We start from the raw sequence: 24,476 nt of genomic DNA on the forward strand, positions 1-24,476 counted from the left end.
CGTGGCGTGCAAGCATTAATCGAGTCGGTAGGTTCACTTTCTGCGCAACAAAAGAAAGCGTTGGCGGTAATGCTCAAGCAGCAAGGCATCAACCTGTTTGAGATTGCCCCGGTTTTCAAGCGTCAGGAAGGCGAGCCGCTGCGACTCTCTTATGCCCAGGAGCGGCAGTGGTTTTTGTGGCAGTTGGAGCCGCAGAGCCCTGCCTACCATTTGCCACGTGCGTTGCGGTTGAAAGGCCGACTTGATCGGTCGGCCTTGCAGCGCAGTTTTGACGCCTTGATTGCCCGTCACGAGAGTTTGCGCACCTGCCTGCATCAAGACGTCGATCAGGTGTTGCAGGTGGTGAAGCCGGACATGCACCTTGAGATCGCTGAGGGCGTAGGTGATCGCGCGCAACTCGAAGCTCAAGTGCAAGCCGAAGTCGCCAAACCCTTTGATCTGCAACAGGGCCCGCTGTTGCGGGTGAAATTACTGCAGCTGGCACCGGATGAGCATGTACTGGTGCTGGTGTTGCACCACATTGTCTCCGACGGTTGGTCGATGCAGGTCATGGTCGATGAGCTGGTGCAGTTGTACGTGGGCTACAGCCAGGGCCAGGATGTGCGTTTGCCTGAGTTGCCGGTTCAATACCCCGACTATGCGTTGTGGCAGCGCAGCTGGATGGAGGCTGGTGAAAAAGAACGCCAGCTGGGTTATTGGGTTGAGCAGTTGGGCGGTGAGCAGCCGGTGTTGGAGTTGCCCCTGGATCATCCGCGCCCGCCGGTGCAAAGCTATCGAGGCGCGCGTCTGGACATGGACCTGGACGCAGTGTTGGTCAGCAGTCTCAAGGCGCTGGCTCAACGCGAAGGTGTGACGTTGTTCATGCTGTTGCTGGCGTCCTTCCAAACGCTGTTGTATCGCTACAGCGGGCAGTCGGATATCCGCGTCGGTGTGCCGATCGCCAACCGTAATCGTGCAGAAACCGAGCGCCTTATCGGCTTTTTCGTCAATACCCAGGTGTTCAAGGCTGATATCGACGGGCAGATGCCCTTCAGTCAATTGCTGGCCCAGGTCAAGCAGCGCGCACTCGAAGCCCAGAGCCATCAGGATCTGCCGTTCGAGCAGCTGGTCGAGGCGCTGCAACCGGAGCGCAGCCTGAGCCATAACCCGTTGTTCCAAGTGATGTTCAACCACCAGACTGACGCGCATAAATCCCGTGGCGAGCTGCACTTGCCGGGCCTGGCACTTGAGGCGCTGGAGTGGGGCAGCCAGAGTGCACAGTTTGACCTTAGCCTGGATACTCAGGAATCCCCGCAAGGTATCTGGGCTTCGCTGACCTACGCCACTGACCTGTTTGACGCGCCCACAGTGCAGCGCATGGCCGAGCATTGGCAGCGCTTGCTGCGCGCGATTGTCGGGCGTGCGGACACCCGTGTGGCGCAGTTGGCCATGCTGATTGATGCAGAACAGCGTGACTTGCTGTATGCCTGGAACCAGGGTGGCCCTGTGTTCGAAGCGGCGGCAGGTGTTCACGGATTGTTCGAGGCCCAGGTGCAACGCCGCCCGAAGGCGGTTGCCCTGTGCCTGGACGAACACACCATCAGCTATGCCGAGTTGAACCGCCAGGCCAATCGCCTGGCGCATGCGCTGATCGCGCGCGGTGTCGGCCCGGAAGTGCGGGTGGGGGTGGCGGTCGAGCGCTCGTTCGAGATGGTGGTTGGCTTGTTGGCCGTGCTCAAGGCCGGTGGCGCGTATGTGCCGCTGGACCCGCAATACCCGCGTGAACGCCTGCTGCATATGCTGGAGGACAGCGGTGTGCGTGTGGTGCTGACGCAAGCCCATGTGCCGATGCCACTGCCAGAAGGCATGCCGACGCTGGACGTGGCGGATTCGGGGCTGGCCCACTACGGCGAGAGCAACCCGCAGGTCAAGGTCGACAAGCACAACCTGGCCTACGTGATTTACACCTCCGGTTCCACTGGCAAGCCCAAAGGTGTGGCGATCGATCATGCGGCGCTGACCGAGTTTTCGCGGATGGCCGCCGATTACTCGCGCCTGACCCAGGATGACCGCGTACTGCAATTCGCTACCTTGAATTTCGACGGTTTCGTCGAACAGCTCTACCCGGCGCTGACCCACGGCGCGACGGTGGTATTGCGAGGGCCGCAGCTGTGGGACAGCGCTCGGCTATACGACGAAATCATCGCCCGAGGCATCACGCTGGCCGACTTGCCCACCGCTTATTGGAACCTGTTCCTGCTCGATTGCCTGGCGGCGGGGCCTCGACCGTATGGCGCGCTTCGCCAGGTCCACATCGGTGGCGAAGCCATGCCACTGGACGGCCCGGCGCAGTGGGTGAAAGCCGGTCTTGGCCATGTGCGCTTGCTCAATACTTATGGCCCTACGGAAGCGACCGTGGTGTCGAGTGTGCTGGATTGCACAGCCGCTGCGGAAATCGTCGGTGCCACCGCCAGCCCGATTGGCCGTTCCTTGCCGGGCCGCGCCCTTTACGTGCTGGACCGCGACCTGAACCTGGCGCCGTTGGGAGCGGTGGGCGAGTTGTACATCGGCAGCCGCTGTGGTTTGGCGCGTGCCTATTTGAACCGCGCGCTGCTCACGGCCGAGCGCTTTGTGCCGGACCCGTTCGGCGCAACCGGCGAGCGCCTGTATCGCACCGGCGACCTGGCACGCTATCGCGCCGATGGTGTCATCGAGTATGTCGGGCGGGTCGATCATCAGGTCAAGATCCGCGGTTTTCGTATTGAGCTGGGTGAAATCGAGGCGCTGTTGTTGGCCCAGCCCTGCGTACGCGAAACGCTGGTGCTGGCCGTCGACAATCAATTGGTCGCCTATTTGGTTGCCGAGCAGCAAGACGCCGCATCCCTCAAGCTGACGCTGCGCGAACAACTGCCGGATTATATGGTGCCGGCCCACCTCATCTTCCTCGACCGCATGCCGCTGAACCCCAACGGCAAGCTGGATCGTCACGCGCTGCCCAAACCCGACGCCAGCCAATCGCAGCAGGCATGGGTGGCACCGGTGACTGAGCTGGAGCAGCAGGTCGCGGCCGTATGGGCGAATATCCTGGGCGTTGAGCGCGTAGGGTTGACCGACCATTTCTTTGAGATGGGCGGGCATTCACTGCTGGCCATGCAGGTGGTTTCACGCTTGCGTCATACGCTGGGGCGCGAAGTACCGCTCAAGCTGGTGTTCGAGCAGCCGCGCCTGGAAGGGTTCGCTGGCGCTTTGCACGCCTTGGAAGGGGGGCTCGGTGAGCAGGCGCCGGCACTGGTGCCGGTCGGCCGTGACCAGCCGTTGCCACTGTCCTACGCCCAGGAGCGTCAGTGGTTCCTTTGGCAGTTGGCCTCGGACAGCGCCGCCTACCATATCCCCAGTGCCTTGCGCCTCAAGGGACGGCTGGATACGGCGGCGTTGCAGCGCAGTTTCGATGTGCTGGTCGCTCGTCATGAAAGCCTGCGCACCTGCGTCGAACAGCACGTGGACGGTGCGCGGCAAGTTATCCGTGCGCAGGCGGTGCTGCCTATCCAGTGCGTTGATGTACAAGAAGCTGATCTGCAAGCGCAGGTAGAAGCCGAAATCGCCCAGCCGTTCAACCTGCAAAGCGGGCCGTTGCTGCGCGTGACCTTAATGCGTGTGGCGCAGGACGATCATGTGTTGGTGCTGGTGCAGCATCACATCGTCTCTGACGGTTGGTCGATGCAAGTCATGATCGACGAGCTGGTGCAACTCTACGCGGCATTCAGCCAGGGCCAGGCGGTACAGTTGCCGGTGATGCCGATCCAGTACGCCGACTTTGCCGTATGGCAGCGTACATGGATGGAGGCGGGTGAAAAGGCCCGGCAACTGGATTATTGGCGCGATTTGCTCGGTGGCGAGCAGCCGGTGCTGGAGTTGCCGTTCGACCATCAACGCCCGGCGCAGCAAAGCCATCGCGGCGCGCGCCTGGATGTGCCGTTGCCTGCCAGCCTGGCGCAAGGTCTTAAAGCCCTGGCGCAAGCGCAGGGCGTGACGATGTTCATGTTACTGCTGGCCTCGTTCCAGACCTTGCTGCACCGCTACAGCGGCCAGCAAGATATTCGTGTCGGCGTGCCGATCGCCAACCGCAATCGTGTGGAAACCGAACGGCTGATCGGCTTTTTCGTCAACACTCAGGTGCTCAAGGCCGATATCGACGGGCACATGACGGTTGCCGAGTTGTTGGTCCAGGTCAAGCAGCGTGCACTGGAGGCCCAGGCCCATCAGGACCTGCCGTTCGAGCAATTGGTCGAGGCCCTGCAACCCGAGCGTAGCCTGAGCCTGAACCCGCTGTTTCAGGTCATGTTCAATTATCAGAGCGAGAGTCACCTGGGCGCGCAAGCACTGACGGATTTGCACATCGAAGGCCTGGAGTGGGAGCGCCGCACCGCGCACTTCGACCTCGACTTGGACGCGCACGAAAGTACACAAGGGCTGTGGGCCTCGCTGGGCTATGCTACCGATCTGTTTGAAGCCGCCACTATCGAGCGCATGGCGCGCCACTGGCAGAATCTGTTGCAGGCGATGGTTGCCGATCAGCAGCAGAACATCGGCCAGTTGAACCTGTTGGATAGCGACGAGCAGCAGCACATCCTGCTACTGTGGAACTGCACTGATTCCGGCTTCTCGGCCGAGCGCCTGGTGCATGAGTTGTTCGCCGATCGCGCCCGGGAAAATCCAAATGCGGTGGCGGTCAAATTCGATGCGCAAACCCTGACTTATGGCGAGCTGGATCGCCAGGCCAACCGCCTGGCCCATGCACTGATCGCGCGTGGCGTCGGCCCGGAAGTGCGGGTGGCGATTGCCATGCCGCGCAGCGCGGAAATCATGGTGGCGTTCCTTGCGGTGATGAAAGCCGGTGGGGTGTATGTGCCGCTGGACATCGAATACCCGCGTGATCGCCTGCTGTACATGATGCAAGACAGCCGCGCGAAATTGCTGCTGAGCCACACCACTGCGCTGCAGCAATTGCCGGTAGCCGAGGGCCTCGAAACCCTGGCCATCGACCGCACCGAAGACTGGACCGGCTACAGCGATACCGCGCCGCAGGTGAATCTGGACGGCGACAACCTCGCCTACGTGATCTACACCTCCGGCTCCACCGGCATGCCCAAAGGCGTGGCGGTTTCCCACGGGCCGTTGGTGGCGCACATCATCGCCACCGGGGAGCGTTATGAAACCGGCCCGGCCGATTGCGAACTGCATTTCATGTCCTTCGCCTTCGATGGTTCCCACGAAGGCTGGATGCACCCGCTGATCAACGGTGCCAGCGTGCTGATCCGCGACGACAGCCTGTGGCTGCCGGAATACACCTACGAACAAATGCACCGCCACAACGTGACCATGGCTGTGTTCCCGCCGGTATACCTGCAACAGTTGGCCGAGCATGCCGAGCGCGATGGCAACCCGCCCAATGTGCGCGTGTACTGCTTCGGCGGCGATGCGGTGGCGCAGGCCAGTTACGACCTGGCCTGGCGCGCACTCAAACCAACTTACCTGTTCAACGGCTACGGTCCGACCGAAACCGTGGTCACGCCGCTGCTGTGGAAAGCCCGTCGCGGCGATCCCTGCGGCGCGGTCTATGCGCCGATTGGCACATTGTTGGGCAACCGCAGCGGCTACGTGCTGGACTCACAACTCAACCTGCAACCGATCGGCGTGGCCGGTGAGCTGTACCTCGGCGGCGAAGGCGTGGCCCGTGGTTATCTGGAGCGCCCGGCGCTTACCGCCGAGCGTTTTGTGCCGGACCCATTCGGCAAGCCTGGCAGCCGCGTGTACCGCAGTGGCGACCTGACCCGTGGGCGTGCGGACGGCGTGGTGGATTACCTCGGGCGCGTCGACCATCAGGTGAAAATCCGTGGTTTCCGTATTGAGCTGGGCGAAATCGAAGCGCGCTTGCGTGAGCAGGATGCGGTTGGTGAAACGGTCGTCGTGGCCCAGGAAAGTCCGAGCGGCAAGCAGTTGGTCGCGTATGTAGTGCCTGCCACCGTGCAGCTCGACCACACCGCGTTCCGCGACAGCCTGCGCCGGGCCCTGAAAACCCGGCTACCGGATTACATGGTGCCCACGCACTTCATGTTCCTGGACCAAATGCCATTGACCCCCAACGGCAAACTCGACCGCAAGGGCCTGCCCGAGCCGGATGCGGCGCAGTCGCAAGGTGTGTGGGTTGAGCCGGTTACGCCATTGCAACAGCAGGTCGCGGCGATTTGGGCCCAGGTGCTGGGCGCTGCGCGCATTGGCCTGACGGATCACTTCTTCGAGTTGGGCGGGCATTCGTTGCTGGCCATGCAGGTGATTTCCCGAGTGCGCCAGTTGCTTGAACGCGAGGTGCCACTGCGCACCTTGTTTGAGCAGCCGCAGCTGCAAGGTTTTGTGCTGGCACTGCAAGCCGCTGAAAAAGATCTGGCGCCGCCGATGGTGGCGATAGGGCGCGATCAGCCGTTGGTGCTGTCCTTTGCCCAGGAGCGCCAGTGGTTTCTTTGGCAGTTGGATCCGCAAAGCGCCGCTTACCACATCCCGAGCATTCTGCGCCTGAGCGGCCGCCTTGATCAGCATGCCTTGCAGTGCAGTTTTGACCGTTTGGTGGCTCGACATGAAAGCTTGCGCACCCGCATCGATCAGCAGGATGAGCGCGCAGTGCAGGTGGTTTTGCCCGCCGAACCGTTGGCAATCATGCGAAGCGATGCGACTGAGAAGACGCTGCAGCAGCAGGTAGAAGGCGAAATTGCCCGGCCCTTCAACCTGCAGCAGGGGCCGCTGCTGCGCGTCACCTTGTTGCGCCTGGCCGAAGATGAGCACGTACTGGTGCTGGTGCAGCACCATATCGTTTCCGATGGCTGGTCGATGCAGGTGATGGTCGACGAACTGGTGCAGTTGTATAGCGCCCACAGCCAGGGCGAGGTCGCGCAGCTGCCGGCGCTGGCCTTGCAGTATGCCGATTACGCACACTGGCAACGCGAGTGGATGGCGGCGGGTGAGCGCGAGCGTCAGTTGGCTTACTGGAGCGAGCTGCTGGGCGGTGAGCAACCGGTGTTGGAGCTACCCACAGCCCATGCGCGCCCGGCGGTGCAAAGCTATCGCGGTGCCAGCCTGGAGCTTGAGTTGCCGACGCAACTGGCCGAAGGGCTCAACGCATTGGCGCAGCGTGAGGGCGTGACGCTGTTCATGCTGTTGCTGGCGTCATTTCAGGGCTTGTTGTACCGCTACAGTGGCCAGCACGACATCCGTGTCGGGGTGCCGATCGCCAACCGCAACCGTGTTGAAGTCGAGCGGTTGGTCGGCTTCTTCGTCAACACCCAGGTGCTCAAGGCCGACCTTGACGAGCAGATCACCGTCACCCAACTGCTGCAACAGGCTAAACGCCGCAGCCTGGATGCGCAGAGCCATCAGGACCTGCCCTTCGAACAACTGGTCGAAGCCCTGCAACCGGAGCGCAGCCTTAGCCATAACCCGTTGTTCCAGGTGTTGTTCAACCATCAGAGCGATGCGAGGTTGGCTACCCGTGGCCGTCAGTTGCCCGACTTGCGTGTGGAGGGCCTGGATTGGGGCAGTCAGACCGCGCAGTTCGACCTGAGCCTGGACACCCAGGCCACTGCGCAGGGTATCTGGGCCACCTTGACCTATGCGACTGACCTGTTCGAGCCGGCCATGCTCACGCGCATGCTGGCGCACTGGCAAAATCTGTTGCAAGGCATGCTCGACGACCCGCAGCAGCGCGTCAGCCAGTTGCCGCTGTTGGGCGACACCGAGCAACGTAGCGCGCTGCAAGACTGGAATACCACTGCTCGCGACTACACGCAGCAGCCCGTGCATGAGTTGATCGAAGCGCAGGTGGAACTCACGCCGGATGCCGAGGCGCTGGTGTTTGCCGGGCAACGCTTGACCTACGCCCAGCTTAATCGGCGGGCCAACCGCCTGGCCCATCGCCTGATGGACGCCGGTGTCGGCCCCGACGTGTTGGTGGGGCTGGCCGCGGAGCGTTCGATAGAAATGGTCGTCGGCCTGTTGGCGGTACTCAAGGCCGGTGGCGCTTATGTGCCGCTCGACCCGGAATACCCACGCGAGCGACTGGCTTACATGCTGGAAGACAGCGGCGTGAGTATGTTGCTGACGCAGGCCCATCTGCTGAGTCGATTGCCGATTCCACACGGAGTGGACACGCTGGTGTTGGGCGAGTCCGATTTCGACAGTTACAGCGAAGCCAATCCCATTAGCGTGCTGAGCGGCGAAAACCTCGCCTATGTGATTTACACCTCCGGTTCCACCGGCCAGCCCAAAGGCGCGGGCAACCGCCATTGTGCGCTGACCAACCGCCTGTGCTGGATGCAGGAAGCCTACCGGTTGAATGCCCGTGACACGGTTTTGCAAAAGACCCCGTTCAGCTTTGACGTGTCGGTGTGGGAGTTCTTCTGGCCGCTGATGACCGGCGCGCGCCTGGTGGTGGCTGCGCCGGGGGATCACCGCGACCCGGCCAGGCTGGTAGCGCTGATCAACACCGAACAGGTCACCACGCTGCACTTTGTGCCGTCGATGCTGCAGGCGTTCCTGCAAGACCCGGCCGTTGGCTCCTGCCACGCATTGCAACGGATTGTGTGCAGCGGCGAAGCGCTGCCGGTGGATGCCCAGCAGCAGGTCTTGCGCAAGCTGCCGCAAGCCGCGTTGTACAACCTGTATGGCCCGACCGAAGCCGCCATCGACGTGACCCACTGGACTTGCGTTGACGAAGGGCGTGACACGGTACCCATTGGCCAGCCGATTGCCAACCTGTGCACCTATGTGCTGGACGCCCAGTTGCAAGCGACCGCCGTGGGTGTGGCCGGTGAGTTGTACCTGGGGGGTATCGGCTTGGCACGCGGCTATCATCGACGCCCGGGGCTCACCGCCGAACGGTTTGTCGCTTCGCCGTTCGCGCCGGGAGAGCGCCTGTATCGTACCGGCGACCGCGTGCGTCAGCGTGCCGACGGGGTTATCGAATACCTTGGGCGTCTGGATCATCAGGTTAAATTGCGTGGCTTGCGCATTGAATTGGGCGAGATTGAAGCGCGCGTTCTCGAACATCCACAGGTACAGGAAGCCTCGGTCCAGGTGGTCGATGGCAAGCACCTGGTAGGTTACCTGGTGTTGCAGGCACCGAGCGAAACCTGGCGTGAGTCACTGGGCGAACACCTCTTGGCACACCTGCCGGACTATATGGTGCCGGCGCAATGGGTACTGCTGGCGCACATGCCCCTGAGCCCGAATGGCAAGCTGGACCGCAAGGCGCTGCCCAAGGCTGATGCGCATTTGCAGGAGCGGGTATATCAGGCGCCGCAGACCGAATTGGAGCAGCGCCTCGCAACAATTTGGAGCGAAGTGCTTGAGGTTGAACGCGTCGGCTTGAATGACAATTTCTTTGAGCTGGGTGGCCATTCGCTGTTGGTGTTGAGGCTCAAGGAACGCATCCGCAAGGCGACCGGCACAGCGCTGTCGGTCAGCCAATTGATGCTTAACCCGAGCATTGCGGGGCAGGTCGCTTGCCTGGGGGGCGAGACCCACCAGTCGTTGATCGTCAAACTCAACAGCCAGACCCAAGGCACGCCGCTGTTCCTGTTTCACCCCAGCTACGGTTCGGTGCATTGCTACAAGGCTATCGGCCTGGCGCTGCGTGACCAGCGGCCGGTGCTGGGGGTGATCAGTCGGGCGTTGGTCGAGGAGGGCAGTGAAGTACCCAGCTGGCAATCAATGGTCAACGACTACACCGTGCAACTGCTCGATGCCGTGCCCGAAGGCCCTTATCGCCTGGCCGGTTGGTCCCTGGGGGGTAACCTGGCCATGGAAGTCGCGTATGCATTGGAGCAGGCGGGGCGTGTGGTGGAAGTTGTCGGTTGGATCGACGCGTCGCCGCCGTACTGGCTCAAGGACTATTGGGACACGGCGGTGATGACCGATGACAGTGAGGTGCCGGTCAATCAACGGCGCGTTGAGTTGTTGCAGGTGATGTTTGCGCAGTCGAGCCAGCTGATCCAGGACGCATGGTTGCAAAGCCAGGCGGTTGCCGACGACGAGGTACAGCAATGGCAGGCGTTCAGCACGTGGGCAGAAGGTGCACTCGGTGACGCCTATCTGGAGGTCAAGGCCAGCTTGCTTGAGGGCGCCGAAGCGCAGATCTCCTGGGAACTCGACCGTGCCCTCGGCCAGTCTCTCAAGGACGCTGACTTCAAGCCGATCCAGGCACCGATCAGTTGCTGGTGGGCCGCTGCGAGCCGTGCAGGGCAGCATCGTCAGTTGATCGAGGCGAGCATGGCGCAGGTTACGGGCCGTGCGTGTATTGAGCAGTCGGTGCTGATCGACTCCACCCATGATCGAATCATCGACAACGCCGCGTTCGTACAGAGCTTTGCGGATGCGATGAAGTAACCCTCGGTGTAAAAGAAACGCCCCTGGACCTATGGCCAGGGGCGTTTTTTTATCTGTGTTATTCAGCATGAGCCACGTTTTAGCAGGCAACAAAAAGCCCCTGGTCATCAGCGATGACCAGGGGCTTGGGCTGGATCAGAAGTTCCAGCGGGTGCTGAGCATGACGTTACGCGGGTCGCCGTAGTAAGCCGAGTTGTAGAAGCCGATGTTGGTGTAGTACTTCTTGTCGAAGATGTTGTTGACGTTGAGGGTCGCCGAGACGTTCTCGGTCACCTGGTAGCGGGCCATCGCGTCCACGATCCAGAGTGGGTCCTGGGAGAAGTTTTCCTCGGTACCTTTGGCGTAGTTGTTCAGCAGCTTCCAGCCGGTACCTTGCCAGCGCACGCCGGTGCCCAGGGTCAGTTTGTCGAGTGGACCGGTCAGCTTGTAGCTGGTGTAGATATTGACCTGATCTTCCGGTTCCCAGGTGGAGAGTTTCTCACCCTGTTTGTCGCGTATGATTTTGTGGGTATAGCCCGCCTGCAACTGCCAGCCCGGCGCCAGCTCGCCGGAGATTTCCGCTTCATAGCCTTTGGTTTTGGCTTCGGTGCCCTTGGAGGCGTAATCCAGTCCAGGGTGGCTGTCGGGGATGTAATCGGTGTCGTCGATGGGGCGGTTTTTCTCGTGAACCTCGAAGTAGGCCAGGCTCGAGTTCAGGCGGCCATCGAAGAATTCTCCTTTGAGGCCGATCTCGTAGTTCTTGCCTTCATCCGGTTCCAGCGGTTTGTCATTGCGGTCGCGGTAGTCGTCCTGTGGCAGGTAGATTTCGGTGAAGCTGGCATAGGCCGAGAAGTTGTCGTTAAGGTCATAGGTGATGCCGGCGTACGGCACTACCTTGCCGGTGTCCTTGACCTGGCTGGTGCCGCTGACTTCATAGTTGTTGACCCGAGTGCCGAGGATCAGGTGCAAGTCATCCGCGAGACTGAAGCGCCCGGTGATGTAGCTGGCGCTCTGGCGGGTCAGCTCGTCGTTCTTTTTGGTTCGAGGACCACGGTCCGGTTTGAGAGCATCGCCGTCCCAGTTGAAGTAGTCATGGCTGTTTTCGTAGTTGGTGGCGTTGGTGTAATCACTGCCTAGCCAGCGCGAACGCGAGACCGAAGTGCCGACCACCAGTTCATGTTCACGCCCGAACAGGCTGAACGGCCCGGTGGCGTAGAGATCACCCGTGTCGCTGGTGGTTTCACCATTGTAGGTTCGGGTCAGCAGCGGTGCCTTGCCCGTTTCGGCATTGGGTGACTGCAGGGCCGACAGCGGGGCTTTGTAGCCGTTGATCTGGTGGTTGTACTGCGCCTTGCCGACCCAGCCGTTGTCGAACGTGTGTTCCAGGGTGGCGAAGGCGGTACGGGTGTACTGTTTCCACTTGCTGTACTTGGCGCCGTTGTTGAAGGAGCGTGGTGTACTGATGCGGTTACCAGCCGAGTCAAAGAGTGAGGCCGAACCGGACCAGCTGGAGCCCTGCGGGTCGCTGTCCTGATAGTCGCCACCGACGGTCAGCAACGTATCCGGTGCCAGGTCGAACTCGAGAATGCCGTAGTAGACGTTGGTCTGGCGTTGGTAGTGATCGAGGAATGAATGTTTATCCTGGTACGCCGCAACAGCTCGGCCACGCACATTGCCGGTCTCGGTCAGCGGGCCGCTGACATCGATTTCCGAACGGTAGTTGTCCCAGGAGCCTGCGCCCAGGTCGACATAGCCTTTGAATTCCGAGGTGGGTTTTTTACGCACCATATTGATGGTGCCGCCCGGGCCGCCGGCGCCGGTCAGCAGGCCGGTGGCGCCCTTGAGAATTTCGACGCGGTCGTAGATCACAGTGTCGGTCAAGGTGTGGCCCGACGAGTACTGGGCATCCTGCAGGATCGGAATACCGTCGTACTGGAAGTTCTGAATGGCGAAACCGCGAGAGAAGTAGCTGGTGCGCTCGCTGTCATAGGCGGCAACAGTAATGCCCGGTGTGTGACGCATCACGTCGTCGATCGACTTGAGGTTGAAGTCGTCCATGGCCTGGCGGGTTACCACGGAAATCGATTGCGGCGTCTCGCGTGGGCTCAGCACCAGGCGAGTTGCGGTGGCGATTGTGCCGGGAGTGTAGGAGCCCGAGCCTTCGGTGATGGTGCCCAACTGGTTGGCGGTTACCTGCGTTGCGCCCAGCTCCAGTGCCGACGTTTTCGCCGCGCTGATGGTGAATGAGCTGCCCTGCAGGTCATAGCTGATGCCCGTCCCGGTCAGCAAGGTAGTCATGGCCTGGCCAGGTTGCAATTTGCCTTTGATTGCGTGGCTGCGTTTGCCTTCAACGTCGGTCGGGCTGTAGAGCACCTGCAAGTTGGTCTGGCGACCGAACTCCTGAAGCGCGCTCCCCAGCGGCTGTGCAGGCACATTCAGCTCGACCTCCTGCGCCTGCACATAACCTGCGACCGGCAGTGCGAGTGCAAAGGCAATCGCTCTTGGCAGCAGAGGGGTGTTCAAGAGGCGGCGCATGGAGAGTGCCTTGCTCAAGGGACTCAGACCGAACGTTGCTGGCATGGATGCATTCTCTTCTATGTTTTAAGTGGGCAGCTTTTAGTGTTTATTGAGGTCAATTCTCATTACCACTAGTGAGACGTTCCTATCCGGGAAAACCGGAAAATAAATTTCAAACCGGCTCCATCTCGTGCACGACCTTGCCGGCACGCAAGCGCACCAGTTGGTCGGCGATGTCGAAATAACGGTCGTCATGGCTGATCACGATGATGGTCTTGCCCAGGCGCTTGAGGTCGGGCAGCAGCTCGGTGTAGAACACGCGGCGGAAGGCCGGGTCCTGGTCGGCGGCCCATTCGTCAAACACCAGCACTGGGCGTTCTTCGAGCCAGGCATTGACCAGCGCCAGACGCTTGCGCTGCCCGGTGGAGAGGTCGGTGGTGCTGAACACGCCGTCCTTGACGCTGACTTTGTGCGCGATTTCCAGGCGCTCCAGGTACTTGGCGGCGCTGTCCAGCGATTGCGTGGCGCTGCCCTGGACCAGGTCGTCGAACAGGTAGTAGTCGGCGAACACTGTGGTGAACAATTGGCGGTAGTCATCGCGCACCGGGTCGGTCACGGTTTCGCCGTTCAGGCGGATTTCCCCGGCGTCAGGTTGATACAGACCCAGCAACAGTTTGATCAGCGTGGTCTTGCCGCAACCGTTTTCGCCGACAATAAACACGATATCGCCCTGCTTGATGCTCAGGTTGATCGGCCCCAGGTGGAACGGTTCACTGCCTTCTACCGGTGGCGGGCTGTAGGTGACGCCGCGCAGTTCAAGGCTGTTGACTACCGGTGTGGGGGCTTCGCTGCCGTCCATCAATAAATGCGGCTCGGGTGACGAGAAGCGATCCGACAGTTCGGTAATACGCGCAAAGGCAATGCCGGCCTTGCCGATGATCGGCAGGTAACCGATCACGTGTTCGAGCGGGCCTTTCATGTACAGCAGCACCAATACAAAGCCGGTGATCACCGCCGGGTCCGGGTTGGGGCTGTAGGCTTGCATGGCCAGGGCCAGGCCGATGACTACAAAAAACAACATCGAGCCAAAGGTTTTGGCCACGATGTAAATGTTGACCGAGCGCACCTGAATATCGCTGATCCGGTCAGCGGTTTCCTGGATACGGTGGGTGTTCATCCGGTAGCGCCGTGGCCGGTGGATGCGCAGCTCCTTGGCGCCGGAGGCAATCGCCGAATAGTAGCGCTGCAGTTCGTCTTCCAGGTCACGGGCTGCGTCGAAGCCGCGAATGCCTTTGTGGCCGGCGATGAACTGCACGCTGCTGCCGATCACAATGGCGACGATCATCATCAGGAACATCGGCACTGACAGGTAGGCCAGGTACCCCAGGCAGCCCAGGGTCACCGTGCTGGCGATGGCCAACGGGGTAAACGCGAAGGAAAAATCGCTGATGGTGTCGACGTCGTGAGTCAGTACCGGGATCAGGCGGTGCGAGCGGTAGCGCTCAATCTGCTCAATGGGCGCCGACAGCACTTTCTCGCCGAGATCCTTGCGCAGGGCGGCAATGATCCGTTGGCCCACATAGTTGGTGCCGATATCCGAGACGATCGAACTGGTCAGCGCCAACAGGCACAGCGCGGCGAAGGTCAAGACCACGCCCTGGGTCATGCCGGTGGAAGAGTGCAGGGCGTTATTGATGGTCGCCAGCAGCAATGTGATAGCCAGGCCGCCGGCCATCCCCAGGGCGACAGAGACCGTCACGATGGTGCGAAAAGGCCTGAGCAATGCGAGCAAACCGTTAAAGGCGCCGCGCTTGGGGTCGGTCATAAATACTTCCCGGAAAGTGAAAAAGAGGGGGCTGGGCACACAGACCCTTACCCATGACAAACGAAGTGCCGGGGCGACTATTTAGCGACGTACGCCGTGCGGTGACGTGGGTGGATAAATTGCCCGTGGCCTGATTCGTTCTTGTGAAGTAGGCGCACGCGTATCGACGCGTGCCTGATCTATCCAGCGAGAGCGAAACAATGACGAAAAAGAATCTGGTGTATGTCTGGTCCCTGAGAAACGCTGCCGCCGATAAGGCAGGCCAGCCGGTGGCCTACAAGGACCACGAGCGCTATATGAAGTCGGTGCTGGAGTTTCTGGTGGGCTCGTTGAACGACACACCTTTGGGCCAGGCCTACAATCTGGTCGGCGTGGTGTACGACGATGACGAGCACAACCCACGGGACCAGCAGTTGGTGGCCGACTATGGTTTTGCCTACCAGCCGGGCCGCCAGTGGCTCTATCCGGCGGACCTGCGGGTGCAGGGCAAGCTGGTCAATGATTTGTTGCTGAGCGTGCCGTCCACCTACCGTCGCCTGCCGCGTGGCAGTGCGGAACACATCGCTGGCAAACAGGATTTTGAACGTCGCCTGCACGACACCTTGGTGGAGTTGAAAGCCGACATCGCGGTGCTGGACGGCCTGCTGGTGATCCTTGATGAGCTGGTGCGTCCCGGTGCGCCGTTTGCGCGTCGGATCATGAACATCCACCCAGGCATTACCCGTATTGAATCGCCGTATGAGCGCCGTGGGGCCTATGCCACCTGGAATGCTCTATACGGCGCGCGTGGGCAGACGGTGGTGGATTGGGCGAGCAAAGCAACCAAGGCCAGCGAGCCGCTGTACCTCACCGGCGCTTCATTCCACTACGTGGACAACGGCATTGATTCGGGCGAAGTGTTCCACGATGTGCTGAAAACCGAGATTTTGCCTGAGGACACCATCCTCGAACTGCGCTGGAACAACTTCAATAACAGCCTGTTCCCGGCGTTGCATGAAGGGTTGGAGTTGTTGGCCAAGCAGGCTTGATGCAAAACTAAATGTGGGGGGCTGGCTTGCCTGCGATGGCGGTTTGTTGGCGTACATATCCGTTGCTGCGGTAACGGCTACTTAGGGTTCCGCCCTGACGGCGGGTCACTTTTGCAAGGACGCAAAAGTAACCAAAAGGTCCTCGCCCCACCACTCGGTGCCTCGCCTAGGCTCGGCATGCCCGCACTCCGGCTTGAATCCGTGGGCCGCCGCGATGGGCCATCCTTGGCCCAGCGCGGCTAACCCGGCGTCCTGCCGGGTTACCCACGGATTCAAGCCTGCGTTCGGCCATCGTGGTTGACGGGGCGATTCTCAGATCAAAAGCAGATCAAGATCAAAATCTACAGCACGGCGGCCTGAAAGCCGACCTGAGTGGTTGAAGCAAGAGCCAGATCAAGTGCAAGGCAAAAGCCTATGTACCTGATGCAACGCGGTCTAAATGTGGGAGCTGCTTAAAGGTCGCGCACTACCCGAAACCCAATCCAATCCCCACGGGTTTGCGGGTAGATGTTGTTGCGGTTGCCCGAACGTGAGAACACCGGCGCTTCGCCCCAGTCGTTGCCGCGAATCTGGTAGCCCTCGCAGTTGGGCTCCATCCAGGCGCTGCCGTCGGTAGGGGCGCCGATGTAGTTGGGGTGCTCGCAGTCGGCAACCCGCTCATACACATTGCCGTGCATGTCGTACATGCCAAATGCATTCGGTGGGTAGCTGCCTACCGGCGACGAATAGCTGTAGCCGTCCGCCGGGCCGTAGGTGTTGGCGTGCTGGGCGATGCTGTAGCCCTTGCCCTCGTCGAACGGGAAGGGGAACGGCCCGGTGGAGCCGGCGCGGGCGGCGTATTCACGCTGGGCTTCGCTGACCATGTGGTACTTCTGCCCGGTTTTTTTCGACAGCCAGGCGATGTAATTTTTGATGTCGTCCATGTCCATGCACACCGCCGGCTGGCGTGGCCCTTGCGGGTAGCGCGGCTTGCTGGCGATGCACTCGCGGCCGGGGCGGGTGTCGCCGTCAGCGATCTTGACGCCGGTCTGGCGGATATAGCTGTCCCATTCGCCGGCGGTGACGTGGAAGCGGCTCATGGCAAACGGTTTGGCGAAGGTCACCTCATGCATCGGGCCTTCATCGGGCTCGCGGCCGACTTCGTCTTCCGGGGTGCCCATGATGAAGGTGCCGGCGGGCAGTACCACCATTTCCGGACAGTCCTTGCAGTCCTTGAACACTTTGCCGGGTTGTGGCGTGGCGGCTTGCGCCAGGTTGGGCAGTAATGCCGCGCACAGGGCCGTCAGCGCCAGGGCGGTCAGGGGTTTGAGTCGGGATGGATTCATGTGGGCATCTCGTTCAAAGGAAAAAAGTGGGCATCACAGGCGTTGGCTTAACAGGGTCATGAACTGCTGGATTTCGTCCGAGCTATTGAGCAGGCCGGGGGAGGTACGGATTACCGGGCCGACATCACGGTCGACGGCATCGATCACCACGCGGTTTTTCAGCATGTGGGCGACCACGGCTTCGCTGTCCTGGCCCTTGACGCGGAAGAATGTAAAACCTGCCGACAGGTCGGTGCTGCGCGGTGTCACCAACTCGATCTGCGGATGCGCCAGCAACTGGGTTTTGAATTCACTGTTAAGTGCGTGGATACGCGCCTCAACCTGTGCCTTGCCCAGTTGCAGGTGCAGCTTGAAGGCCTCGTCCGCCGCCCAGCGATGCTCAAAGGCGTGGTAGCCGCCGGGTGTCATGGAGGTGGCAAAGTTGGTGTCTTCGGAGAAGGTCGGCACCATGGGTGTGACGTATTTGTTTTCGGTATCGCGGGCGCAGACCAGCCCGGTGCCGCGTGGGCCGAACATCCACTTATGTGTGCCGGCGATAAAGAAGTCGCAGTGCATGGCCGGGAAGTCGAGGTTTTCCACGCCAAAACCGTGTACGCCATCGACCACATACAGGATGCGGTCGTTGTCGTCGCGGTTGCGATTGAGTTCCGCCACCAGCGTGCCGATTTCGCCGATCGGCAGCTTCACGCCACTGCCGGACTGCACCCAGGTCATGCCCAGCACACGGGTAGTGGGGCGAATGGCGCGCTTGATGTTGCCCAGCACTTCGTCACTGGAGACCTGGCTGGCCCGCTCGAACAAGCGGATGCGACGCACCTGCGTGCCTTGGCGGGCGACGCGAAAATCCAGCACGTTCTGGGTGGCGTAGTGTTCGTGTTCGGTGGTGAGAATCTCTTGGTCGGGGCGCAGCTTGATCCCACCGTAGATCATCGCCAAGCCTTCGGAGGTACTGCCGGTGAGCGCTATCTGCGCCGGCTTGGCGTTCAGGTAGCGTCCGGCCCATTCGCGCACCTGGCCTTCACGTTTCCAGGTTTCTTCCAGGCCCCAGTCCATGGCCAGGCCGGGGTTGCGGTCGATCTGCTGGCGGTAGCGCTCAATGGCGTCGCGCACGGGGCGTGGGTGGGAGGTCACCAGGAAGTTGGAAAAGTGCAGGTAGTCGGGGTCTTGGGTGAATAGTTGCTTGAAACCCGTCCATGGGTCGTTGATGGCAGGCGCCTGGGTGGCTGCCTGGGCGTGCGCGAGCACTGCGCTGCCCAATGGCAGGCTGGCGGCGAGTACCCCGGCCTGTTTGAGGAATGTACGGCGGTGGGTCATGGACTGGCTTCTGAGTAATTAGCGGTTGGCCAACGGCTTGGCGGCTTTTTGCACCTGGTCCCACACCCGCAGGAAGTTGCCTCCCCATAGCTTGGCGATGTCGGCCTCGGAGTAGCCGCGCTGGATCAGTTCGGCGGTGACATTGCGCACCTCGCCGACGTTCTCCCAGCCCTGGATACCGCCGCCGTCGTTGAAGTCCGAGGCGATGCCGACGTGATCGATGCCGATCTTGCGCACGGTGTAGTCAATGGCATCGCCCCAGTCCTTGAGGGTGGCCTTGGGTTCTTCCTCAAGAATGGCGTACAGCCCCTGGGCGTACTGGCCGAACTTCTGCTCGGACCAGGCGGCGATGATGGCGTCACCGGGCATCAGGGCCATGGCCAGGTTGGGCAGCGGCGGCAAATCGAAGCGCGCGCGCAAGGTGTTGAGCTTGTCCTGGGTGGGTTGGCTCAGCGGGCGCAAATAGGCCGAGAAGCCCACCACCTGCACCACGCCGCCGCTGTTTTTGATCAGTTGCAGTTCTTTGTCGCTGAGGTTGCGCGGGATATCCACCGAGGCACGCGGTGCCGAGTGCGAGGCAATCATCGGGGTGCGGCTCAATTGCGCGACTTGCTCCAGCGCCTTGGTCGACATCTGCGACACATCGATGATCACGCCCAGGTCATTGAGGCGGTGCACAGCTTGTTGGCCGATGGGCGACAGCCCTTCAAGCGCGTCGGTGGTGTCATTGAAAAACGGCAACGGGCGCGACGAGTCGGACCAGGCGTTGTTGCCGATATAGCTGAAGCCGAACATGCGCATGCCGCGTGCAGCCCACAGGTCCAGCTGGTTGAGGTCATCGCTCAGCGGGTAAGCGTTGAGCATGCTGATAAAGATCGCAAACTTGCCCTCGCCATGCAGGCGCCGCATATCGTCCGGGGTGTAGGCGATGCCGACCTGATTGGGGAAGTCGCGCACCATGCCGGAGATGATCTTGTAGCGTACCTCTTGCTCGTGGCGGGCCTCTTCGACAAAACCGTCGGTGGGTTTGTGCGGCGCGTTGGGGCCGTTCCAGATTTCCGGCCAGCCGAAAATCGTCAGGGCCGCGCCCGACAAGCGCCCGCGTGCCGCCTTGGCCAGGTCAAACTGGCCGCTGCCATCCTTGTCGGCTTCGTTACCGGCCGTGCCGAAATCCATGGGCACGGTGATATGGCTGTCGAACGACAACAAGCGGTCCTGCATTTCATTGGCCTGCTTGATCACCTCCAGCGGGTAGCCGGCATTGCCTTTGAACCAGTGATCCCAGACCAGGAAACCGACCCCGGCGCCGATGGCCAGTGCCAGCGGCAGGCCGATATACAGCGCCTTTTTCGAACGTGGTTTTGTCATTGCCATCTCAGTCAGTTGAGGCCTTTGCTATCAGGGAAGAACGAGCCATCGTCGGGGAAATTTAGGCGCGGGCGCGGCAACGGTAAATTTCTTGCGGCCGTCAACGTTCTAGCTCTGATCAAGCTGTTTCCTAAGGTAGACAATGACCCTCTCTCGACGTGGCTTCATCGCCGGCCTGGCGCTGACCGGCGCTGCTGTACCAGCAGCCCTTTATGCCCACCGCGAGCTGACGCGTGAAGAATTCCCGATCACGCCGGGCGAGGCCACGGTGGACCTGGCCGACACCGCTGGCCAACACCTGGCCAATACCCTGCGCGGTGTGTGGAGCCTGCGCCTGGAGGGCCGCGATGCGGGCCTTAAAGGCTTGCCGCTGCAAGGCCTGGAGCTGTTGCTCGACATCGCTCCGCGTGGCCGTGGCTTGCGTGGCTATCTGGACACCGCTGCAAACCTGCGTGCCGAGGGCGAGCCGCGTTACCGCGTGCTCGGTGATCTGCTGACGGGCGAGGGCGCCGTGCTCTACTGGCGCCTGATCGACCGCGACGCCGCAGATGGCGCACCGGCCTATGAGTTCAAGATGACCCTCGACGAAGTCTGGGCCGACTTCGCCAATGCCGGCAGCAGCACACTGAGCGGGCAGATTCTCGACCTTGAGCGCCCCCTGGCCCTGACCGAGCGCGACAACCGCTTTATCGCCCACAAGCAACTGTTCCCCGAAGCGCGCCAGCGTATCGGCCTTAACCCGACCTTGTTGGCCTGGCTGATCGCGCCTGAGCACCGGCTTTTCCACCAGCTGTGGCACGCCACCCGTGACCAGTGGCACAAGCTGTCCGAGGAAAAACGCGATGCCCTGCGCGGTATCGGTTGGCAACCCGGGCCACGCGGCCAGGAGCGTGACGCGCGGGGCAAACGCAAAGACCGCAACGGTTCGGGTATCGACTTCTTTTTCATGCACCGGCACATGCTCGGCACTGCGCGTTCCCTGCAAGAGCTGCCTTCCTGGCCGCAATTCCCCGAACCACAGCCGGCGCTGGAGCGCGATCGCCTGGGGTTTTTGCGCTATTTCGACAACCACGACGGCTTTGCGCTGCCGCCTTGCTGGTCGGCACCCGATGACAGCGACTACACCCAATGGGTCAGCGATATCAAGGCGGCCGAGACCTACCACAGCAATTTCCAGGTGTGGGAGTCGCAGTACCGTGACCCGCGTTACCTGTCCAAGCTGACCTTGGGCCAGTTGGGTTCGGAGATGGAGCTGGGCCTGCATGACTGGCTGCACATGCGCTGGGCCTCGGTGCCCCGCGACCCGTCCAACGGCGCGCCGGTGCCGTTCGCCCGTGACCCGGCGGACTTTGCCGCGCGTTGGTACGCGCCGCAGAACGACTTCCTGGGCGACCCGTTCTCATCGCATGTAAACCCGGTGTTCTGGCACTTTCACGGCTGGATCGATGATCGCATCGAGGACTGGTTTCGCGCCCATGAGCGGTTCAACCCGGGCGAGGTCAGCCGGCTTGAGGTCAACGGGGTCAAGTGGTTTGCCCAGGGCCGATGGGTGGAAGTCGCTGACCCATGGCTGGGGCCGGACACCCACGGTTGCAGCACCACGCCGGGGTTGCAGATGGGGCGGTCGATGGAGATGGACCCGGAAACCATGAAGCTGGCGCTGCGCATCACCTTCGCCGAAGAAGAAGGATTGCAGGCATTGTTCAAGCGCGTGCCGAAACGACCCTGGTATGCACGGCACTTGAAACTCAAGTAATGCCTGGAACGTTTGGCCACAGGTCTGCAACGACGAACAAGCGTTCGGCTTCTTCCCAGTCTTCTCCTGTTTGAACCAGTCGCACCAGCAACTGGGCCGGTGCCATCGGGTCCAGTTCAGCCAGCCAGGCTTGCATGTGGTGCGCCTGCCACACCTGATCCGCCGGGTAATGCGCGGGTGCCAGCCATGCATGCCGAGGCAGGGGCTGCCAGCGCCCCGGCGGGCTCTGGCTGACGAAATCGCGCCAGTCACGCTGATGCAGCCAGCGCCCGCGCAGGTGCTGTGGCTCGACGCCCAGCGGGGATTCTGCGGTGCCGGGCCACGGATAGAGCAAATACCCGCCCAGCCACAAATGCGCATCGAACTGCGCAATATCCAGTGCCGCCAGGGCTTCGCGGCTTTCCGGGCGGGCTGAAATCGGCAATTGATGCTGGGCCAGGTGCGCCAGCTTGCGGTCCAGCCGGTCATGACAGCCGGGGCCGAGCCATTGCGCGGCGTCCTGGCCGTTGCCGTCCTGCGGCCCCAGATACAGTTTGATCGCCAGTTCCAGGTGGTGCACGCCATCGCGGTCGCGCACCAGCATGTCCAACTCGCCCAGCGTATGCCCGGCGCGGCGGATCGGCAGGTTGGCGGCCAGCAACTCCACGCCCGGCGCATGTTGCACCGCAAATTGCCACAGGCGTTCGTAGTACAAGCCCAGGCGCCGCGTGCGCGACAGGCTGAGCCAGTGCTGCAAGGCGCTGCTGTCCTGGTCGAGGGTGCGTAACCAGTGTTCGAGCCGGTGCGGCGCCTGCACCCAGTCGCTGCCGGCCAGTGGGTGGCGCTGGGGCCAGGGCGTTTGCGCGAGCATCGGCGGGGCGAGCATCACCCACGCCAGGTCGCGCACCTCGGGGTGCCGTAATTGGCGGGGCAGGTTGAGCAGGTCGGGGAACACAGTCATGGTCCGAGCATAGCCTTTTAGAGCGTTTACGGGTGGCTGAGAACCATTGTCATCAAGGCCCTGGGGCGACAAAGGGTTTTGCCTGACGCGGCCTTTCGCCCATAATCGTTCTTTTTGCCACACCCCACATCCCGCAGGAGCCCCATGGAGCAATTTCGCAATATCGGCATTATCGGTCGCCTGGGCAGTACCCAGGTGCTGGACACCGTCCGCCGGCTGAAAAAATTCCTGCTGGAACGCCACCTGCATGTGATCCTCGAAGACACCATCGCCGAAATCCTGCCCGGCCACGGCTTGCAGACCTCGTCGCGCAAGATGCTCGGCGAAGTCTGCGACATGGTCATTGTGGTCGGCGGCGACGGCAGCCTGCTCGGCGCCGCCCGTGCCCTGGCGCGGCACAACGTGCCGGTGCTGGGGATCAACCGTGGCAGCCTGGGGTTTCTCACGGATATCCGCCCGGATGACCTGGAAGTTGAAGTCGCCAAGGTACTCGACGGCCATTACCTGGTGGAAAACCGCTTCCTGCTGCAAGCCGAAGTACGCCGCCACGGCGAGGCCATCGGCCAGGGCGATGCGCTCAACGACGTGGTGCTGCACCCCGGCAAGTCCACGCGCATGATCGAATTCGAGCTGTATATCGACGGCCAGTTTGTGTGCAGCCAGAAGGCCGACGGCCTGATCGTCGCCACGCCGACCGGTTCCACTGCGTATGCGCTGTCGGCCGGCGGCCCGATCATGCATCCCAAGCTCGACGCCATTGTGATCGTGCCGATGTACCCCCATATGTTGTCCAGCCGACCCATTGTGGTCGATGGCAACAGTGAGCTGAAAATCGTGGTGTCCAAAGACATGCAGATCTACCCGCAAGTCTCCTGCGACGGGCAGAACCATTTCACCTGCGCCCCCGGTGACACCATCACCGTGAGCAAAAAAGCACAGAAGTTGCGGTTGATCCACCCGCTGGACCACAACTACTACGAAGTGTGCCGCACCAAGCTGGGCTGGGGCAGCCGCTTGGGGGGTGGAGGCGACTGATGCTCGATCCCGCGCGTAGCTACGACCTGATTGGTGACGTGCACGGTTGCGCTCATACCCTTGAGCACTTGCTCGACCGGCTGGGTTATCACAAACAGGCTGGAACCTGGCGCCATCCGACGCGTATGGCGGTGTTCCTCGGCGATATCATCGACCGTGGGCCACGCATCCGCGAGGCGCTGCATATCGTCCATGATATGACCGAAGCCGGCCAGGCGCTGTGCATCATGGGCAACCATGAGTTCAACGCGCTGGGCTGGACCACGCCTGCACCGCCGGGCAGTGGCAAGCAGTTCGTGCGCGAGCACAACCCACGCCATGCGCGGTTGATCCACGAAACCCTGACCCAGTTCGAGCACCACCCCGCCGACTGGCACGACTTCCTCGGCTGGTTCTACGACATGCCGCTGTTTGTCGACGCCGGGCGGTTTCGCGTGGTGCATGCGTGCTGGGACGAAGGCTTTATCCAGCCGCTGCGCGCCACCTTCCCGGATGGCTGCATCGACCAGCACTTTTTGCAGGCCGCCGCCGTGCCGGGCAGCTTTGCCTGCAACGCCTTCGACCGCCTGCTGCGCGGCACCGACATGCGCCTGCCGGACGGCCTCACGCTGACCGGTGGCGATGGCCTGACGCGCTCATTTTTCCGCACCAAATTCTGGGAAGACGACCCGAAAACCTACGGCGACATCGTGTTCCAACCCGATGCGCTGCCGGAGCCGGTGGCGCGTACACCGTTGTCGTCGACCGAAAAAAATTCCCTGCTGCGCTACGGCGTCGACGAGCCGTTGTTGTTCGTCGGCCATTACTGGCGCAGCGGCAAACCGGCGCCGATCCGCGACAACCTGGCCTGCCTGGACTACAGCGCGGTGCTGTACGGCAAGCTGGTGGCGTACCGACTGGACCAGGAAACCCATCTGGATCCGCGTAAATTTGTATGGGTCGACGTTGAGCGGCCTGAGGTAATCACATGAATCTC

At 61.7% G+C, this 24,476-nt stretch carries 11 protein-coding genes; 5 read left to right on the forward strand and 6 right to left on the reverse strand.

The features are described from left to right. Positions 1 to 6 precede the first annotated feature (6 nt). Positions 7 to 10,413 carry a non-ribosomal peptide synthetase gene (locus ACTD9P_RS03680; RefSeq protein ID WP_438866743.1) on the forward strand — a complete coding sequence of 3,469 codons (10,407 nt, stop codon included), beginning with the start codon at positions 7 to 9 and terminating at the stop codon, positions 10,411 to 10,413. 135 nt (positions 10,414 to 10,548) lie between these two features. On the opposite strand, the gene ACTD9P_RS03685 is transcribed toward ACTD9P_RS03680, so the two are convergent. Continuing rightward, a complete protein-coding gene (locus tag ACTD9P_RS03685) occupies positions 10,549 to 12,927 on the reverse strand; it encodes a TonB-dependent siderophore receptor (RefSeq protein ID WP_438866744.1) in 2,379 nt (792 codons plus the stop codon). A gap of 154 nt (positions 12,928 to 13,081) precedes the next feature. Beyond that, positions 13,082 to 14,734, reverse strand: coding sequence for a cyclic peptide export ABC transporter (locus ACTD9P_RS03690; protein ID WP_438866745.1), 1,653 nt, complete (start codon positions 14,732 to 14,734; stop codon positions 13,082 to 13,084). A 200-nt stretch (positions 14,735 to 14,934) separates the two neighbouring features. Between ACTD9P_RS03690 and ACTD9P_RS03695 the strand changes: the two genes are divergently transcribed. Next, a complete protein-coding gene (locus ACTD9P_RS03695) occupies positions 14,935 to 15,762 on the forward strand; it encodes a N(5)-hydroxyornithine transformylase PvdF (RefSeq protein WP_438866746.1) in 828 nt (275 codons plus the stop codon). A 452-nt stretch (positions 15,763 to 16,214) separates the two neighbouring features. Here the strand turns inward: ACTD9P_RS03695 and pvdO are convergent, their stop codons facing one another. Genes pvdO through pvdM form a run of 3 tightly spaced genes read right to left on the reverse strand, consistent with a single transcriptional unit; the run spans position 16,215 to position 19,769 of the window. Beyond that, positions 16,215 to 17,087 carry a dihydropyoverdine dehydrogenase gene (pvdO, locus tag ACTD9P_RS03700; protein ID WP_438866747.1) on the reverse strand — a complete coding sequence of 291 codons (873 nt, stop codon included), beginning with the start codon at positions 17,085 to 17,087 and terminating at the stop codon, positions 16,215 to 16,217. A gap of 33 nt (positions 17,088 to 17,120) precedes the next feature. Continuing rightward, positions 17,121 to 18,401, reverse strand: coding sequence for a pyoverdine-tailoring periplasmic protein PvdN (pvdN, locus tag ACTD9P_RS03705; protein ID WP_438866748.1), 1,281 nt, complete (start codon positions 18,399 to 18,401; stop codon positions 17,121 to 17,123). Between the two features lie 18 nt (positions 18,402 to 18,419). Next, positions 18,420 to 19,769 carry a pyoverdine-tailoring dipeptidase-like protein PvdM gene (gene pvdM, locus ACTD9P_RS03710; protein ID WP_438866749.1) on the reverse strand — a complete coding sequence of 450 codons (1,350 nt, stop codon included), beginning with the start codon at positions 19,767 to 19,769 and terminating at the stop codon, positions 18,420 to 18,422. A gap of 142 nt (positions 19,770 to 19,911) precedes the next feature. On the opposite strand from pvdM, the gene pvdP reads away from it, so the two are divergent. Further along, a complete protein-coding gene (gene pvdP / locus ACTD9P_RS03715) occupies positions 19,912 to 21,525 on the forward strand; it encodes a pyoverdine maturation tyrosinase PvdP (RefSeq protein WP_438866750.1) in 1,614 nt (537 codons plus the stop codon). Here the strand turns inward: pvdP and ACTD9P_RS03720 are convergent. Beyond that, the gene (locus tag ACTD9P_RS03720; protein ID WP_438866751.1) at positions 21,518 to 22,465 is read right to left on the reverse strand and encodes a DUF1853 family protein; all 948 of its coding nucleotides are present in this window, start codon (positions 22,463 to 22,465) and stop codon (positions 21,518 to 21,520) included. The genes pvdP and ACTD9P_RS03720 overlap by 8 nt on opposite strands. Before the next feature lie 144 nt (positions 22,466 to 22,609). Here ACTD9P_RS03720 and ACTD9P_RS03725 point away from each other — a divergent pair, with 144 nt between their 5' ends. Then, entirely contained in the window at positions 22,610 to 23,500 is an 891-nt protein-coding gene (locus ACTD9P_RS03725; protein WP_010210870.1) for an NAD(+) kinase, read from the forward strand. Then, complete coding sequence (locus tag ACTD9P_RS03730) at positions 23,500 to 24,471, forward strand: metallophosphoesterase (protein ID WP_438866752.1); 972 nt, start codon at positions 23,500 to 23,502, stop codon at positions 24,469 to 24,471. The genes ACTD9P_RS03725 and ACTD9P_RS03730 overlap by 1 nt, the downstream gene beginning before the upstream one ends. Positions 24,472 to 24,476: the final 5 nt, after the last annotated feature.

It is taken from the genome of Pseudomonas onubensis, assembly GCF_965653655.1.
Classification (GTDB): Bacteria; Pseudomonadota; Gammaproteobacteria; order Pseudomonadales; family Pseudomonadaceae; genus Aquipseudomonas.